This is a genomic window from Salimicrobium humidisoli (assembly GCF_002295105.1).
Classification (GTDB): domain Bacteria; phylum Bacillota; class Bacilli; order Bacillales; family Halobacillaceae; genus Salimicrobium; species Salimicrobium humidisoli.
This window is the reverse complement of record NZ_NSGH01000002.1, coordinates 158,127-171,117: the sequence shown is the minus strand read 5'-3', so window position 1 is coordinate 171,117 and position 12,991 is coordinate 158,127. Positions and strand designations below refer to the sequence as shown.

Genomic DNA, 12,991 nt, shown 5'->3' with positions numbered 1-12,991 from the left:
CTATTCCTCCCCACTAAAGAAAACCGCAAGCATTTCCCTGCGGTTTTCCGTTGATCAATCATCATTAATTTCAAGCACGGACATAAAAGCCTCCTGAGGGACTTCTACAGACCCTACCATCTTCATACGTTTTTTACCTTCCTTCTGTTTCTCAAGGAGCTTCCGCTTTCTGGAAACGTCTCCGCCGTAACACTTGGAAAGTACGTTTTTCTTCATGGCTTTGATAGTGGATCTGGCAACGATCTTATTACCGATAGCTGCCTGAACAGGAACTTCAAACTGCTGTCTCGGTATGAGATCTTTCAGCTTCTCCGTAATCTGCTTGCCGCGCTCGAAAGCGAAATCTTTATGGACGATGAACGAAAGAGCGTCAATCGTATCGCCGTTCAGAAGGATTTCCATTTTCACGAGATCGGACGTACGGTTACCTATGAACTCATAATCGAAAGAAGCATACCCTCGAGTCTGTGATTTCAGCGTATCGAAAAAGTCATAAACGATTTCGGATAACGGGATATCATAGATGATGTTCACGCGATTATCATCAAGGTATTTCATGTCCACAAAATTACCGCGTTTCCTCTGGCAAAGTTCCATCACAGGTCCGACATACTCGTTCGGCACCATTACGGTCGCCTTCACATAAGGTTCCTGAACTTCTTCAAGTTTCTGGTTGTCAGGCATCATGGAAGGGTTATCCACCTGTTTTTCTGTTCCATCCGTCAGGATAACGTTGTAAATAACACTTGGAGCCGTAGTTATCAGGTCGATATTAAATTCCCGTTCAATCCGTTCCTGTATGATTTCCATATGCAACATACCGAGAAATCCTGTACGGAAACCGAAACCGAGAGCCTGCGACGTCTCAGCTTCGAACTGCAGGGAGGAATCGTTAAGTTGAAGCCTCTCCAAAGCATCTCTCAGGTCGTTATAGCTGTTGGAATCAACCGGAAACATTCCGCAGTAGACCATAGGATTCATTCGTTTATACCCCGGCAATGGTTCGGCAGCCGGATTTTTGACGAGAGTAATCGTATCCCCGACCTGGGAATCTCCGATATTTTTGATGGAAGCTGTAAGGTAACCGACATCACCCACTATCAATTCTTTAACCGGAGTAGGTTCCGGGCGGAAGACGCCGATTTCCGTCACTTCAAATTCCTTACCTTTCGCCATCATCCGGATTTTGTCACCTACCCGGATCGAACCTTCCCTTATACATGTATAAGCGATGACTCCTTTGTAAGAGTCATACAGGGAGTCGAAGATCAGCCCTTTTGTCGGGTTCTCTTTTGCTCCGGCGGGAGCCGGAATGTCCGTTACTATCCGTTCAAGTATTTCGTCGATGCCGACTCCATCTTTGGCGGAAGCGAGAATGGCTTCCGACGCATCGATACCGATAACGTCTTCGATTTCCTGTTTTATCCGGTCCGGATCAGCGCCTGGCAGATCAATTTTATTGATGACAGGAATGATTTCCAGTTCGTTCTCAAGAGCGAGGTACACGTTCGCGAGCGTCTGGGCTTCAATCCCCTGGACAGCGTCCACGACTAAAATCGCCCCTTCACAGGCGGCCAGGCTCCGCGACACTTCGTATGTAAAATCCACGTGACCCGGTGTATCTATAAGGTGAAATAAATAATCCTCATCCGCTGCAGAGGTGTAGTTCAACTGGACTGCGTTCAGCTTAATGGTTATACCTCTTTCACGTTCAAGATCCATTCCGTCAAGGAACTGCTCCTTCATTTCTCTCTGCGTCAACGCCTTCGTTTTTTCCAATATACGATCGGCGAGCGTAGACTTTCCGTGGTCAATGTGGGCTATAATTGAAAAATTACGCACATTCTCCTTTTTGATTTGCGTTGTCACATATATCACTCCTAGTAAAATCGCGCATACAGCTAGGTTGATTATAGCAACTGAACAGGAATTATTCAATTACATCCCTTCATCTGTATCAACCTTTTCAGCTACGGTTCCTGCGTAACGTCGATTCAGAGCGGAACTGATCCCCGGAGCGTATTCTCCTTCTTTGTTATTTTAAAGATTGCAGAACGAATATCATTGAAATAACAGCGCCGCTTTGATACAATATCCCTTGTTCGAATGCAATTATGCTACTGTTTTTACCTAGGAGGTGAAAGAATGGCTAACCTTAAACAATCCAAAAAACGCGTACGTGTTAACGAAGAAGCTCGTCAACTGAACGCAGCTTTCAAATCAGATATGCGTACTGCGATTAAACGCGTAGAAAAACTGGCGCAAAGCAATGACCAAAACGCAGGAGAAGCTCTTGACGGGGCAATTAAGAAGATTGATAAAGCCGTTAAACGTGGAGCAATTCATGAAAATAACGGTAACCGTAAAAAATCCCGCTTGACGAAGCTTGTTCAAAACGCGTAACAGGTTTTCTTTTATGACCAACAAACGATCCGTGAGCGGGTCGTTTTTTTTATACCGTATATAAATGAACATAACAGAGGCGCACCTCCCCGTTACGGGGTCAGTGCGCCTCTGTTATGTTCAGCTATAATATCGTAAAGCATCATCTCAAAAGCCAGTCCCTTCTCCATCTGTCCGGTTTTCATATACTCATCCGTCCTTGCGAGGGTAAGAAGAATGTGGTCCAGTTTCTCCTGAGTGAATTTCTTTTCCCTCTGGCCTGCCAGTTTCAAAACGTAGGGGTGAGCTTTAATGTAATTTTTCATATGGTTTTCCGTATACCCTTTCTGCTTCAGAATCTTCACCTGGGCGATCATTCTGAACTGGGAGGCCAGCAGAGCAATGAGAGCAATAGGTTCTTCATTCATCCTCAACAGTTCTTTATAAATGGACACGGCTTTGCCTAAATCTTTATTAATAACAGCATCCACGAGCTTCAGTCCTGAAGTGTCAAGAGAAGATGAAAGAAGCTCCTCGGCAATATCCGTGGAGATGTAGTTATTTTCTGCATAAAGACCGAGCTTTTCAAGCTCACTTCTCATAACCATAAGGTTGGTGCCGGCAGATTGTATAACCAGTTCTTTCACCCCGGGTGCCAGGTCAAGATTCAGTTCCACGGCTAATTTGTCCACCCACTCTTCCATGTTCCATTCCCTGATGGCCGAAAAGGATTTCACTTCCGCTTTTTTCTTCAGTTCCTTCATCACTTTTTTCCGTTCGTCCACTTTTTCATATGGAGCAATAAGAACGAGAGTTGTGTAAGGTGCGGGATCATTTATGTACGTCAACAACCGGTTTATATCATGCTCCACTTCCGACTTTGGAGGTTTGGCAAGTAAAAATACAGGGTTTTCTGCGACGATAAGTTTACGATCTCCGAGAAAAGGCAGAGTTTCAGCGTCCGCCACTACTTCTTCTACAGGCGTATCTTCAAGATTAAACGTACTGTAATTGAATTCTCTTTCCTCTTTCGTCGTTTCTGCTCTGACAATCTTTTCTTTTTCCTGCTCGATCAGGTATCTTTCTTCTCCGTATAACACGTAGATTTTCCCCATTGTATAACCTCGCTCACATTTAAACGTACCGACTTCCTGTCTGTTTCATCACTATTATTTTAAAAAGGAATCCTTCTCCTGTCAAAAAAACCTCCGGAAGGCGGCGGGACCATTTTATACAAAGAAGTTTACATACACAATGGTAATCCCTTACAATGATAATATATTTTCATCTGGATTTTTTTCTATAATTCTTTTATACTTAATGAAGATATAGGAGGGTGAGTCATGAACCAATTTGAAAAAGAAATTCAAACAAAAACAAATGACGTCATCGATTCGGGGCTCGGATTTGTTTTTTCATTCGTTTTCTTCTTTATCATTTTCTTTATCGGAACGGCTTTTTCCGTATTAGGATCATAGTCGTGTAAAGACTGCTTCGGCAGTCTTTTTTTTATGGAGAAAGAAAACCCGTAACCGCCGCAATGTTGTCATCCGTAAAAGTGACAGTGACAGCACCATGTCTGTCCGTTCTCCACACTTCGACCCCCGCCTTTTCCAGTGTATGGAGCACTTCGGGATGGGGATGGCCATATCTGTTGTTACGCCCGGCCGAGATAATTCCGATACCGGGTTCAAAAGTATCGAGGAAAATTTCCGAGGTAGAAGTTTCACTGCCGTGGTGAGCCACTTTCAGAATATCAACAGGAAGCAGCCCATGAGCCTCCTTCACCGTTTTCTCCACCCCTGCCGAAATATCTCCCGTAAATAGCCATCCTTTTCCGCCGAGTTCAATATGTAAAACGAGTGAATTATCATTTTTATCCAGGTGATCTTCCTCCGGGGACAGTACGTGGAATTCGTACCCCTCTATTCCGTAAGTATCTCCGGCGGAGAGTTCCGTCTTTTTGAATTTGTAGTCCCCCTCATCATAAGGGGAGACGAAAAGACGGCCGACATCGATATCTTTAAGCAAACCGGCGAAACTGCCGTTGTGATCAGTATCATTATGAGTGATGAACACTGCATCCACTTTCTTTATCCCCCGGGAGTTGAGAAAAGGCATAAGAATATTTTCCGCTATTTTATCCCGATTCTCCTGGAAGTGTGGAGGACCTGCCGCATCCACTATAATTACACCTCTTCTGCGAGGAAGTTCTATAACTGCACTGTCCCCCTGACCGACGTCCAGAAAAGTCACTTTCCCTTCTTCATTCATGTAAGGGAGAGAACTGTGGACAATAAGTACCAGAGACAGTAGCGTTCCGTAACAGAACGCTGCCCGGTTTTCTCCTTTCACAACATGGTTCATCATTACGTAAAAGCATAAATAGTACGGAAGAAACCAGGAAAGAGGGAACTCCCCTGTCACCCACTGTACGTTAACTTCTTCTCCCAGATAAAGAACTGCATCGATAAATTTGACGTGTATTTCGCCCAGCATTGCTGTGAACGCTTCATATACGAACTCCGGAAGGCTGAAGAACATCAGAAACAAAAGGAAAATGGAAGGAATAAAAAAGAGGGTGAAATAAGGAACGAGCAGTAAATTGATCAGGGGCGATAAAGGGGAGAATCCATAAAAGTAGTAAAGCTGGAGAGGCAGGAGCGCTAACTGGGATATCAACGCGACCCGTAGGGAAAGAACCCACGCCCGCGTGTCCCTTACAAGGAAATTAGCGGAAAGCAGCAGACTGAATGTTACAGCGAACGAAAACTGAAACCCTGCGTTATAAAGAAGTGAGGGGTTTATGAAAAGAAGTATAAAAGCGGCGGCCGACAATATATCAGTCATGGAAGGCTTCATTTTCAAATACCACAATATCGCCATAAAACATGCCATCAGGGAAGCACGGAGTACGGAAGGCTGTGAGCCTGCCACGAAAGCAAAAATCGGGAGCACGGACAGAATCAGTATTTTCACCTGTGACAACGTCATAACACCGCTTCGGTAGAAAAGAACGTATATCAGGCCACACAATAACCCCACGTGTAAGCCGGATATAGCCAGGATATGAGAGGCTCCCCATTTACGGAACGCCTGGAGGGTCTCTTCCCTGATTTCTGTCTGTTCCCCGAAAACAAGAGCTTTCATCCAGGGCCACAGGGCAATTGAAGTCTTCCCTGCCAGCTCGTCCATAACCATTTCTCTTCGTTCATAAAACTCACCGAGCAGACTCGATCCGTCACACGTAATTTCAGCAGGATGTTCGACCTTCACCTGACCCCCATAGCCGCGCTTTTGCATAAAATCGGAGTAATCGAATTCACCGGGGTTGGACGCTGCAGGGAACGTTTCAATTTCTCCCTGCACCCTGCATTCAGCGCCTGCTTTGAATTCATCAAAGAAAAAGGATCTCTCTTCTCTGACAAAGTGAGTTATGTCCAGAATCCCCCCTCCGTCTGTCTTCAGTGAAAAAGATTCTGCACTTCCGTTATATTTGGGGGGAGAAAGAATTTTTCCCGTATAAGGGCTTCCTGCATCTTCAATCGTCTGGACAGATAAACTGTATACAAGCACGCCGGAAAAGAAAGCTGCGAGCATCACCGGAAACAAAACTCCCGACCGTATAAAGAAGAGCATCCATATCAGAAAAAACGGGAGGATCACCCACGATGGTGAAAACTGGATCAACGAGGCGCCTAGTAAAAAACAGAGAAGGGGAAAATGCCATTTCCCCTTCACAGATTTGAACTTATCCGTTCATTCGTAAGGTTCTCAACTTTCCTGCGGAACTCTTCGTACTCCGGATCGTCTTTTTCCTTCAGACGTTCCAGCATTTCATCCATAAGCCGGCTCTCTTCCTCGGAATCTCTTATAGCTACTGTCGATGGTACTTCTTCTGTATGTACGCCTGCGTGCTGAAGCAATTCTACGGCATAAGGGTGATTTTTATAATCCCCCCCATAATACACCGCTCTGATACCCGCCTGGATGATAGCTTTTGTACAATGCACGCACGGGAAGTGACTTACATATATCTCTGCGCCTTCTGTGGCTACTCCGAATTTGGAACACTGGAGCAGCGCGTTCATCTCTGCATGGATCGTTCTGATACAGTGACCGTCCACAACGTAGCACCCTTCATCTGTACAATGAACACCACCGGTGACACTTCCGTTATAACCTCCGGCGATCATTCTCTTTTCTCTTACTATCACTGCTCCGACGGAAAGGCGTTCACACGTACTTCTCGACTTGAGTAAATGAGCCTGGGCCATGAAATATTGGTCCCATGCAATTCTAGCCATTGCTCTCACATCCTTTTTGAAAAAGTTTAAATATTTCCACCTGCTCCGTCAAATCTTTTCAGGGGATCAGAATATATTCCTCCATATTTTCAAGAGTTTTCTCTCCTATCCCACTGACTTCCAAAAGTTCTTCGGGCTTCCTGAACATTCCGTTTTCTTCTCTGTAGGCTATAATAGCTTCTGCTTTTGAAGGTCCTATACCATTGATGGTGGTTATTTCATCCACTGTGGCATAATTAATTTTTACTTTGTCGCCTTGCTCCGAAACGGCCACGGCTGTGCCGCCCTCCGTCCCGGTATCAACTGTTACAAGAATCACCATTTCGTCCTCAAGTTTCTGAGCGAGATTTACGCTCGCCTCGTCCGCCTGATCGGTAAACCCTCCGGCCATCTCCACAGCGTCATATACCCTCATCCCGGCTTTCCCTTCATAGATGCCCGGGGCGTTGACTTCCCCTTTAACATCGACGATCAGATCACCTTCGGCAACTTCGGCAACTTCTGCTTCATCATTGCCCTCCGGCTCCGCCTTTGTGATTAAAGGGTTTTCTTTCTGCTGCAGTACTTCCTCTCTGCTGCCGGTCGTAAAATTGAACAATAGGCTGATAACGATAATAAGTACGATGCCCGCCGGCCAATATCTTTTTATGAACGTCATATCCGAGCCTCCATATCCGGGAGGAGAAAGTGGACATCGGAGACGAAAAGGAAGGGGATGGATAGTGGTAATTGATTATGATGTGTTATTTGAGGGGGATGGTGTCAGTAAGTAAATATTCGACATTTATTCTCATATTCCTCTTTTACGTCCCTTTAAGTTACACACCTATGAAAAAAAGATGTGAAGTTATCACACCTTTTTACATACAAAAAATAACCGGTCGCCGTCTTCTGCTTCATCCATCGAAAAGTCGCTGTAAACACCCGAAATTTCAAAGCCGGCATCCGATAGCGCTTTACGGATATAGTCCGGTTGGTATATGCGCTGATGATGCACTTCATCAAAACGACGGTAGACCCCCTCATGTTCTACGAAAAATGTAAGGTCATGAGTCATCACATCGTCCTCTTCATCACAGAACCATATATAGCTGAGGTCATCATAAACTTCTGCAAAAGTCTGACCCGACATATGTTCATGGGCATGGGAAGGCGAATGGATATCAAAGATGAACACCCCTCCTTCTTCGAGAGCCTCATAAGCGTTCAGAAACATCGATTCAAGTCCTCTCGCTTCTGTGATGTAGTTGACTACATCACAAAAACTGATGACCGCCCCGTATCCCCGCAGGCCTTCTAGGTTTGCAATATCCTGCTGCACCCAGCGGACGGAGGAGTTGCGTTTAGAGGAAGCGATCGCAAGCATCTCTTCCGACAGGTCGACGCCGGTCATCTTAAAACCTTCCTCTTCCAGCCGCTGAGTGATTTCACCGGTACCGCACCCGAGTTCAAGTACATATTCGGCACGGACCTCTTCGTTTGATAAAACGTTCAGAAAAAATGCTTTCCACTCATCATATGGAGCATCCTCCATCAGCCGGTCGTAAACGACGGCTAACTGCCCGTAACTCATGAACTCGCTATTCCTTCAAGTGACATTGTTTCGGCATCTCCCCATAGTTTTTCGAGATTGTAATGGTCGCGTTCGTCTTTGTGGAAGATGTGGCATACAACATCTTCAAGGTCTACAAGAATCCATCTTCCTGTCTTTTCTCCTTCTACGCGCTTTACTTCAATTCCATTTTTATCCGCCTGGTCTTTCACTTCCTTGGCAATAGCCTGCACCTGTCTTTCATTGGAACCGTCGCAGATCAGGAAATAATCAGTGATCAGTGAAATTCCTTCCATATTCAGAGCAACTATATCGTTGGCCCTTTTATCGTCGCAGGCCTGAGCCGCTATTTTCACAAGTTCTTTACTATCCATAATGTTCCTCCTGTTTTCGTTGTAGTTCGTTATAAGCATGAAACGTATCCGGGTAGACGGTCTGCTTCTTCTTCATCAGAAAACCGATCGTATTGGTAAGGGCAGCGAGACAGGCCTGGTCCAGACTCTCTTCGGCGATCTCCCTCACTTCCTCCACTCCCGGAAAAGCACGGGCAGGTTCTATATAATCGGCCAGGAAAATAATTTTATCATACAGGGACATATGAGCTTTCCCCGTCGTATGGGAAGCGATGGCTGTACGTACCTCCGGCTGCAACGGCCCCCATTCCTTCTCAAGCATCTTCACAGCTACCGGTCCGTGCCAGAGAACCGGGGAATAATCCAGAAGATCCTTCGGCAGCTCCACGCTCCCGGAAATCCAGCGGGCCATTTCCTCTTTCGGCCTGAACTTGGCATAATCGTGGAGCATACCCGCTTCCTCAATTTTATCACTGTCTCCGCCGAATCTGCCACTCAGCTGATGCGCAGTATCCGTCACCCGGATGGTGTGTCTGAACCGTTCCTCTGTTAAATGAGGGCGGACAAACTCTTTCAGCACTTCTCTATTCGTGTTCATACAGACCCTTCCTTTTGATATAAAAGTAAACCGGCTCGGGTACCATATAGCGGATGGTCAGATTCTTCTCCATCCTTCCCCTTATTTCACTGGAAGATATAGACAGAGGAGGAATTTCCACCTTCGACACAGGATAATCAGTTCCGAATGAGTAACCGGGCCGGTTCACTCCGATAAACGAAACCTCCTGCATAAGCTCTTCAATGTGGTACCAGCTTCCGAGAGACTCGACCATGTCTCCGCCTATGATGAAAGAAAACTTTTTATCCGGATACCGTTCTTTCAACTCACGTACCGTTTTCAAAGTGTAGGATTTATCACCCCTCAGGAGCTCCAGATCACAGACTTTGAACTTTTCATTCTGGCTGATGCTCTCCCTCACCATCTCCATACGATCCCTGCCGCTGACGGAAGCTTTCTCTTTGTGTGGAGGAAGGTGAGAGGGGATAAACCATACCTCATCAAGCTTCTCAGCTTCCCGAACAGCTTCTGCAAGAATCATGTGACCGATGTGAAGAGGATCGAACGTACCTCCAAACAAACCTATTTTCTCCATTTAAGTACGCTCCTTCTAAGGAAGCTCGATCTCTTTATTTTCTTCCGATTCTCTGTAGAGGATGATCGTTCCTCCGATCACCTGTACAATTTCAGCATCTGTATCCTGCGCTATTTCTTCTGCAGCAACAGATGGTTCTTCCATCGAGTTCTGAAGAATACTGACTTTAATCAGTTCTCTTTTCTCCAGTGCTTCGTCTATCTGAACGACCAGATTGCTGTTCAGACCGCCTTTTCCAATTTGGAATATAGGCTGTATATTATGGGATAATTTCCTTAAGTGTTTCTTTTGTTTACTTGTGAGCATGATATCATCCTTCCAGTTTCGATTCCATTTCTGTTATTAAAGAAGCGGGCAGCACTTCTTCGTTCGTCCAAAGAGCAAATGAGTAAGCAGCCTGATAAAGCAGCATCAGATGCCCGTAATGAACTCTAGCTCCTTTTCTTTTTGCTTCCAGCAAAAATCGGGTCTCAAGCGGCCTGTACACTATATCACTGAACAAAGCATCTTCTTTCACTTTCTTTACATCAATCGGAATTTCTTCCGGCTTCGGTGCCATTCCCACTGAAGTGGTCTGGATCACCCAATCATATTCATCCAGCGCAAGGGCAGCTTCATTCAGTGTTAAAACGCGGCCCCGAACAGCTTCCGGAAGATCCGAAAGCAGCTCTTCGGCCCTGGAGGGAGTGCGATTCGTAATGTCGATTTTAAGCGATAAACCACTTAAAGAAAAAGCGATTCCCCGGGCGGCACCCCCGCTTCCGATGATGAGCACCCTCTCGGCAGAGGAAATGATGTCAGGGTAGACAGCACGGACTGATTCGAGATAGCCGTCCCCGTCAGTGTTATACCCCCTCCATTTTCCATCTTGCACTACCACTGTATTTACGGCTCCCAAATGGGAAGCCCGGTCATCAATGCTGTCCAGAAACGGAATGATTTCTCTTTTGAAAGGAACTGTTACATTAAACCCGTTCATTTCCCTGTCTTTCAACGTGCTGATTTCCCCGGAGAAATTCTCCGGCTTAATCTCCATCAACTGATATTCACCCTTCAGTCCTGTCTGCTCCAGGAAATTGCTGTGAAGCCACGGGGATAAAGAGTGTCCGAGCGGTGATCCGATCAATCCTAATTGTAACATGTAAGACCTCCCTCTTTTTAAATAAGTGATTCGCGAAGGGAAATTTTCACTCCCTCGGGTGCATGGATGTGGACAGTGACTTCACCCTCGGGAATCATGATCCAGCCGAGCCCGGATATGACTACATCGTGTTTTCCTTCAGGAACTCTGAAAGTCTGCCGCTTCCACTGAGGCAGTTTTGATAATGAGTTCTCATCCGGAGGCACGAGCATTTCCCCTATCCTGTTTTCGGTGATATGCCCGGCTTTTTCCATCTTCGTACGATGGATCGGTATACGGTTAGAAAGATAGCATACAAAGGAAGAGTGCTCCCCTTTAACGAAATCCATACGTGCCAGGCCACCGAAAAAGAGGGTCTGCTCCTCGTTCAGCTGATAGATTTTCGCTTTAATTTCTTTCTGGGGAGTGATGAGTTTGAGATCCTCATCCGAAACGTAATGTGCCAGCTGATGACGTTGAATTACACCAGGCGTGTCATATAGAGAGCTGTGATCATCCAGCGGGATGTCGATGAATCCGAGTGTAGTTCCCGGGAAGTAAGATGTAGTAATCGCATCCTTGATTCCTGTCGACCGGTTGATGAGCTCATTGATAAGCGTGGACTTCCCGACGTTCGTCGTGCCCACGACAAATACATCCTTCCGACTCCGGTTCTGTTCAATCGCTTCGGCAAGTTCGTCGATCCCCTGGTTCGTGGAAGCGGAGATAAGATGGACGTCTTCCACGAGAAGGCCTGCTTCCTTCGCTTCCCGTCTCAGCCATTTCTCAACTTTGTTGAGGTTCACCGATTTCGGAAGTAGATCCATTTTATTCGCCGCAAGTATGACAGGATTGTTCCCCGTCAGACGATTCAGGCCGGGGATCAGACTGCCATTAAAATCGAATATATCTATAAGCTGTACAACCAGGCTGTCTGTATCGTTAATTTGCTGCAGCATTTCCAGGAAATCGTCATCGTCGTAATCGACATCCTGTACTTCGTTGTAGTGTTTCAGCCGAAAACACCGCTTGCAGATCACCGTTTCTCTTTCGAGTGCCGACTTCGGAGCGTAACCCGCTGCCGATTCATCCTCCGTCTGGATTTCCGCGCCGCACCCTGCGCATATCAATTTGTCCATATTTGGACCTCCCATGTTATATTTTTCCTTTATGTTTGAGATTCTTCATAATGACTTTTTCTATTCTTCTGTTTATCTTCGTCCAGAACCCGTCACTGTCTACGATAGGGGTAACGAGTACTGTGTAATACCCGGCCAGGTTCCCGCCCAGTACGTCTGTCAGGAGCTGATCCCCTACTACGATGATTTCTTCTTTCTTAAGTCCCATATCTTTTCTCGCTTTCTGAAAAGCCCGCGCCAGTGGTTTTCTGGCACTATGGATAAAGGACTTGTCCAGAGGTTCGGAGAAAAGTTTGACGCGGTTCTCATTGTTGTTGGAGGTAATTACTATCTCAATTCCAGCGTCTCCCATCCTTTTGAACCACTCTATTATTTCCTCCGGAGCGTCCGGCTCGTCCCAGGCGACAAGTGTATTGTCGAGATCCGTAATGATACCTTTAACATTCTCTTTTTCAAGTTCTTCCGGAGTTATTTCCAGAATGTTGTTTGCATGCCTGTCAGGAATAAATATATTAAACACCTGCTTCTCACTCCCCGTTCCGATATATACCTTTTCAATCATATACAAAAATTGCTCAGGGTTCAAAGCCATTCTATTCTTAACAGCTGATTCTCTCCCCGGGACATTCATAATGTCAGATAATCTATGATTGTTTATATGTTAACTGTTCTGTTTTATTTTATTAAATTACTGTTCAGATAACTACCCTATTGTACCTCACATGTCATCCGTTAGTAACCTCTCCAATGACCCGGCACTTATTTTTCGCTTATGTTCCTTTGGTTTCACACTGCTACTTATGTATATGTACACGCTCAGGCGTTCCGGAAAACCGATAATCCGTCCCCTGCAAAGAATTTTTATTAGTCTCGAACCCTCTGTCTCTTCCTATTTAATAAATAAACAAAATGGTGTATGTATCTGCTGCACAGGAAGAAAGATTAGTTGAATAATAACTGTGTTTTTGATTACAATTGAGAAGA

Annotated in this window: 15 protein-coding genes; 2 read left to right on the top strand and 13 right to left on the bottom strand. The window is 45.6% G+C overall.

Features of this window, described 5'->3' with window-relative positions; all coding sequences use genetic code 11:
* Positions 1–54: 54 nt before the first annotated feature.
* Positions 55–1,869 (bottom strand): translation elongation factor 4, encoded by a 1,815-nt coding sequence (gene lepA / locus CKW00_RS02190; RefSeq protein ID WP_095821170.1) that lies wholly within the window; start codon positions 1,867–1,869, stop codon positions 55–57.
* A gap of 276 nt (positions 1,870–2,145) precedes the next feature.
* Between lepA and rpsT the strand changes: the two genes are divergently transcribed.
* Positions 2,146–2,403, top strand: a complete 258-nt coding sequence (rpsT, locus tag CKW00_RS02185) for a 30S ribosomal protein S20 (protein ID WP_008588755.1) — start codon at positions 2,146–2,148, stop codon at positions 2,401–2,403.
* A 92-nt stretch (positions 2,404–2,495) separates the two neighbouring features.
* Here the strand turns inward: rpsT and holA are convergent, their stop codons facing one another.
* Positions 2,496–3,497 carry a DNA polymerase III subunit delta gene (gene holA / locus CKW00_RS02180; RefSeq protein WP_095821169.1) on the bottom strand — a complete coding sequence of 334 codons (1,002 nt, stop codon included), beginning with the start codon at positions 3,495–3,497 and terminating at the stop codon, positions 2,496–2,498.
* A gap of 228 nt (positions 3,498–3,725) precedes the next feature.
* Between holA and CKW00_RS02175 the strand changes: the two genes are divergently transcribed.
* Positions 3,726–3,860, top strand: coding sequence for a YqzM family protein (locus tag CKW00_RS02175; RefSeq protein WP_008588751.1), 135 nt, complete (start codon positions 3,726–3,728; stop codon positions 3,858–3,860).
* A 31-nt stretch (positions 3,861–3,891) separates the two neighbouring features.
* Here the strand turns inward: CKW00_RS02175 and CKW00_RS02170 are convergent, their stop codons facing one another.
* From CKW00_RS02170 to CKW00_RS02120, 11 genes are all read right to left on the bottom strand, one after another.
* Positions 3,892–6,048: a DNA internalization-related competence protein ComEC/Rec2 gene (locus CKW00_RS02170; protein ID WP_269845264.1), complete on the bottom strand. Its 2,157-nt coding sequence runs from the start codon at positions 6,046–6,048 to the stop codon at positions 3,892–3,894.
* 71 nt (positions 6,049–6,119) lie between these two features.
* A complete protein-coding gene (locus CKW00_RS02165; RefSeq protein WP_095821167.1) occupies positions 6,120–6,689 on the bottom strand; it encodes a ComE operon protein 2 in 570 nt (189 codons plus the stop codon).
* A gap of 58 nt (positions 6,690–6,747) precedes the next feature.
* Positions 6,748–7,347 carry a helix-hairpin-helix domain-containing protein gene (locus CKW00_RS02160; RefSeq protein ID WP_095821166.1) on the bottom strand — a complete coding sequence of 200 codons (600 nt, stop codon included), beginning with the start codon at positions 7,345–7,347 and terminating at the stop codon, positions 6,748–6,750.
* 192 nt (positions 7,348–7,539) lie between these two features.
* A complete protein-coding gene (locus tag CKW00_RS02155; protein WP_095821165.1) occupies positions 7,540–8,262 on the bottom strand; it encodes a class I SAM-dependent DNA methyltransferase in 723 nt (240 codons plus the stop codon).
* Positions 8,259–8,615 carry a ribosome silencing factor gene (gene rsfS, locus CKW00_RS02150; protein WP_008588740.1) on the bottom strand — a complete coding sequence of 119 codons (357 nt, stop codon included), beginning with the start codon at positions 8,613–8,615 and terminating at the stop codon, positions 8,259–8,261. The genes CKW00_RS02155 and rsfS overlap by 4 nt, the downstream gene beginning before the upstream one ends.
* Entirely contained in the window at positions 8,608–9,192 is a 585-nt protein-coding gene (gene yqeK, locus CKW00_RS02145; RefSeq protein WP_095821164.1) for a bis(5'-nucleosyl)-tetraphosphatase (symmetrical) YqeK, read from the bottom strand. Before yqeK ends, rsfS begins: the two co-directional genes overlap by 8 nt.
* Positions 9,179–9,748, bottom strand: coding sequence for a nicotinate-nucleotide adenylyltransferase (locus CKW00_RS02140; RefSeq protein WP_095821163.1), 570 nt, complete (start codon positions 9,746–9,748; stop codon positions 9,179–9,181). The genes yqeK and CKW00_RS02140 overlap by 14 nt, the downstream gene beginning before the upstream one ends.
* A 15-nt stretch (positions 9,749–9,763) precedes the next feature.
* Complete coding sequence (gene yhbY / locus CKW00_RS02135) at positions 9,764–10,054, bottom strand: ribosome assembly RNA-binding protein YhbY (protein ID WP_008588734.1); 291 nt, start codon at positions 10,052–10,054, stop codon at positions 9,764–9,766.
* Between the two features lie 4 nt (positions 10,055–10,058).
* Positions 10,059–10,889, bottom strand: a complete 831-nt coding sequence (aroE, locus tag CKW00_RS02130; RefSeq protein ID WP_095821162.1) for a shikimate dehydrogenase — start codon at positions 10,887–10,889, stop codon at positions 10,059–10,061.
* 17 nt (positions 10,890–10,906) lie between these two features.
* Positions 10,907–12,007 carry a ribosome biogenesis GTPase YqeH gene (yqeH, locus tag CKW00_RS02125; protein ID WP_095821161.1) on the bottom strand — a complete coding sequence of 367 codons (1,101 nt, stop codon included), beginning with the start codon at positions 12,005–12,007 and terminating at the stop codon, positions 10,907–10,909.
* Positions 12,008–12,023: 16 nt separating this feature from the next.
* Positions 12,024–12,569: a YqeG family HAD IIIA-type phosphatase gene (locus CKW00_RS02120; protein ID WP_095821196.1), complete on the bottom strand. Its 546-nt coding sequence runs from the start codon at positions 12,567–12,569 to the stop codon at positions 12,024–12,026.
* Between the last annotated feature and the right edge of the window lie 422 nt (positions 12,570–12,991).

Coding starts and splice junctions, on each gene's coding strand:
- rpsT (WP_008588755.1), top strand. CDS start 2,146: ATGGCTAACCTTAAACAATCCAAAAAACGCGTACGTGTTAACGAAGAA.
- holA (WP_095821169.1), bottom strand. CDS start 3,497: ATGGGGAAAATCTACGTGTTATACGGAGAAGAAAGATACCTGATCGAG.
- CKW00_RS02175 (WP_008588751.1), top strand. CDS start 3,726: ATGAACCAATTTGAAAAAGAAATTCAAACAAAAACAAATGACGTCATC.
- CKW00_RS02165 (WP_095821167.1), bottom strand. CDS start 6,689: ATGGCTAGAATTGCATGGGACCAATATTTCATGGCCCAGGCTCATTTA.
- CKW00_RS02160 (WP_095821166.1), bottom strand. CDS start 7,347: ATGACGTTCATAAAAAGATATTGGCCGGCGGGCATCGTACTTATTATC.
- CKW00_RS02155 (WP_095821165.1), bottom strand. CDS start 8,262: ATGAGTTACGGGCAGTTAGCCGTCGTTTACGACCGGCTGATGGAGGAT.
- rsfS (WP_008588740.1), bottom strand. CDS start 8,615: ATGGATAGTAAAGAACTTGTGAAAATAGCGGCTCAGGCCTGCGACGAT.
- yqeK (WP_095821164.1), bottom strand. CDS start 9,192: ATGAACACGAATAGAGAAGTGCTGAAAGAGTTTGTCCGCCCTCATTTA.
- CKW00_RS02140 (WP_095821163.1), bottom strand. CDS start 9,748: ATGGAGAAAATAGGTTTGTTTGGAGGTACGTTCGATCCTCTTCACATC.
- yhbY (WP_008588734.1), bottom strand. CDS start 10,054: ATGCTCACAAGTAAACAAAAGAAACACTTAAGGAAATTATCCCATAAT.
- aroE (WP_095821162.1), bottom strand. CDS start 10,889: ATGTTACAATTAGGATTGATCGGATCACCGCTCGGACACTCTTTATCC.
- yqeH (WP_095821161.1), bottom strand. CDS start 12,007: ATGGACAAATTGATATGCGCAGGGTGCGGCGCGGAAATCCAGACGGAG.
- CKW00_RS02120 (WP_095821196.1), bottom strand. CDS start 12,569: ATGATTGAAAAGGTATATATCGGAACGGGGAGTGAGAAGCAGGTGTTT.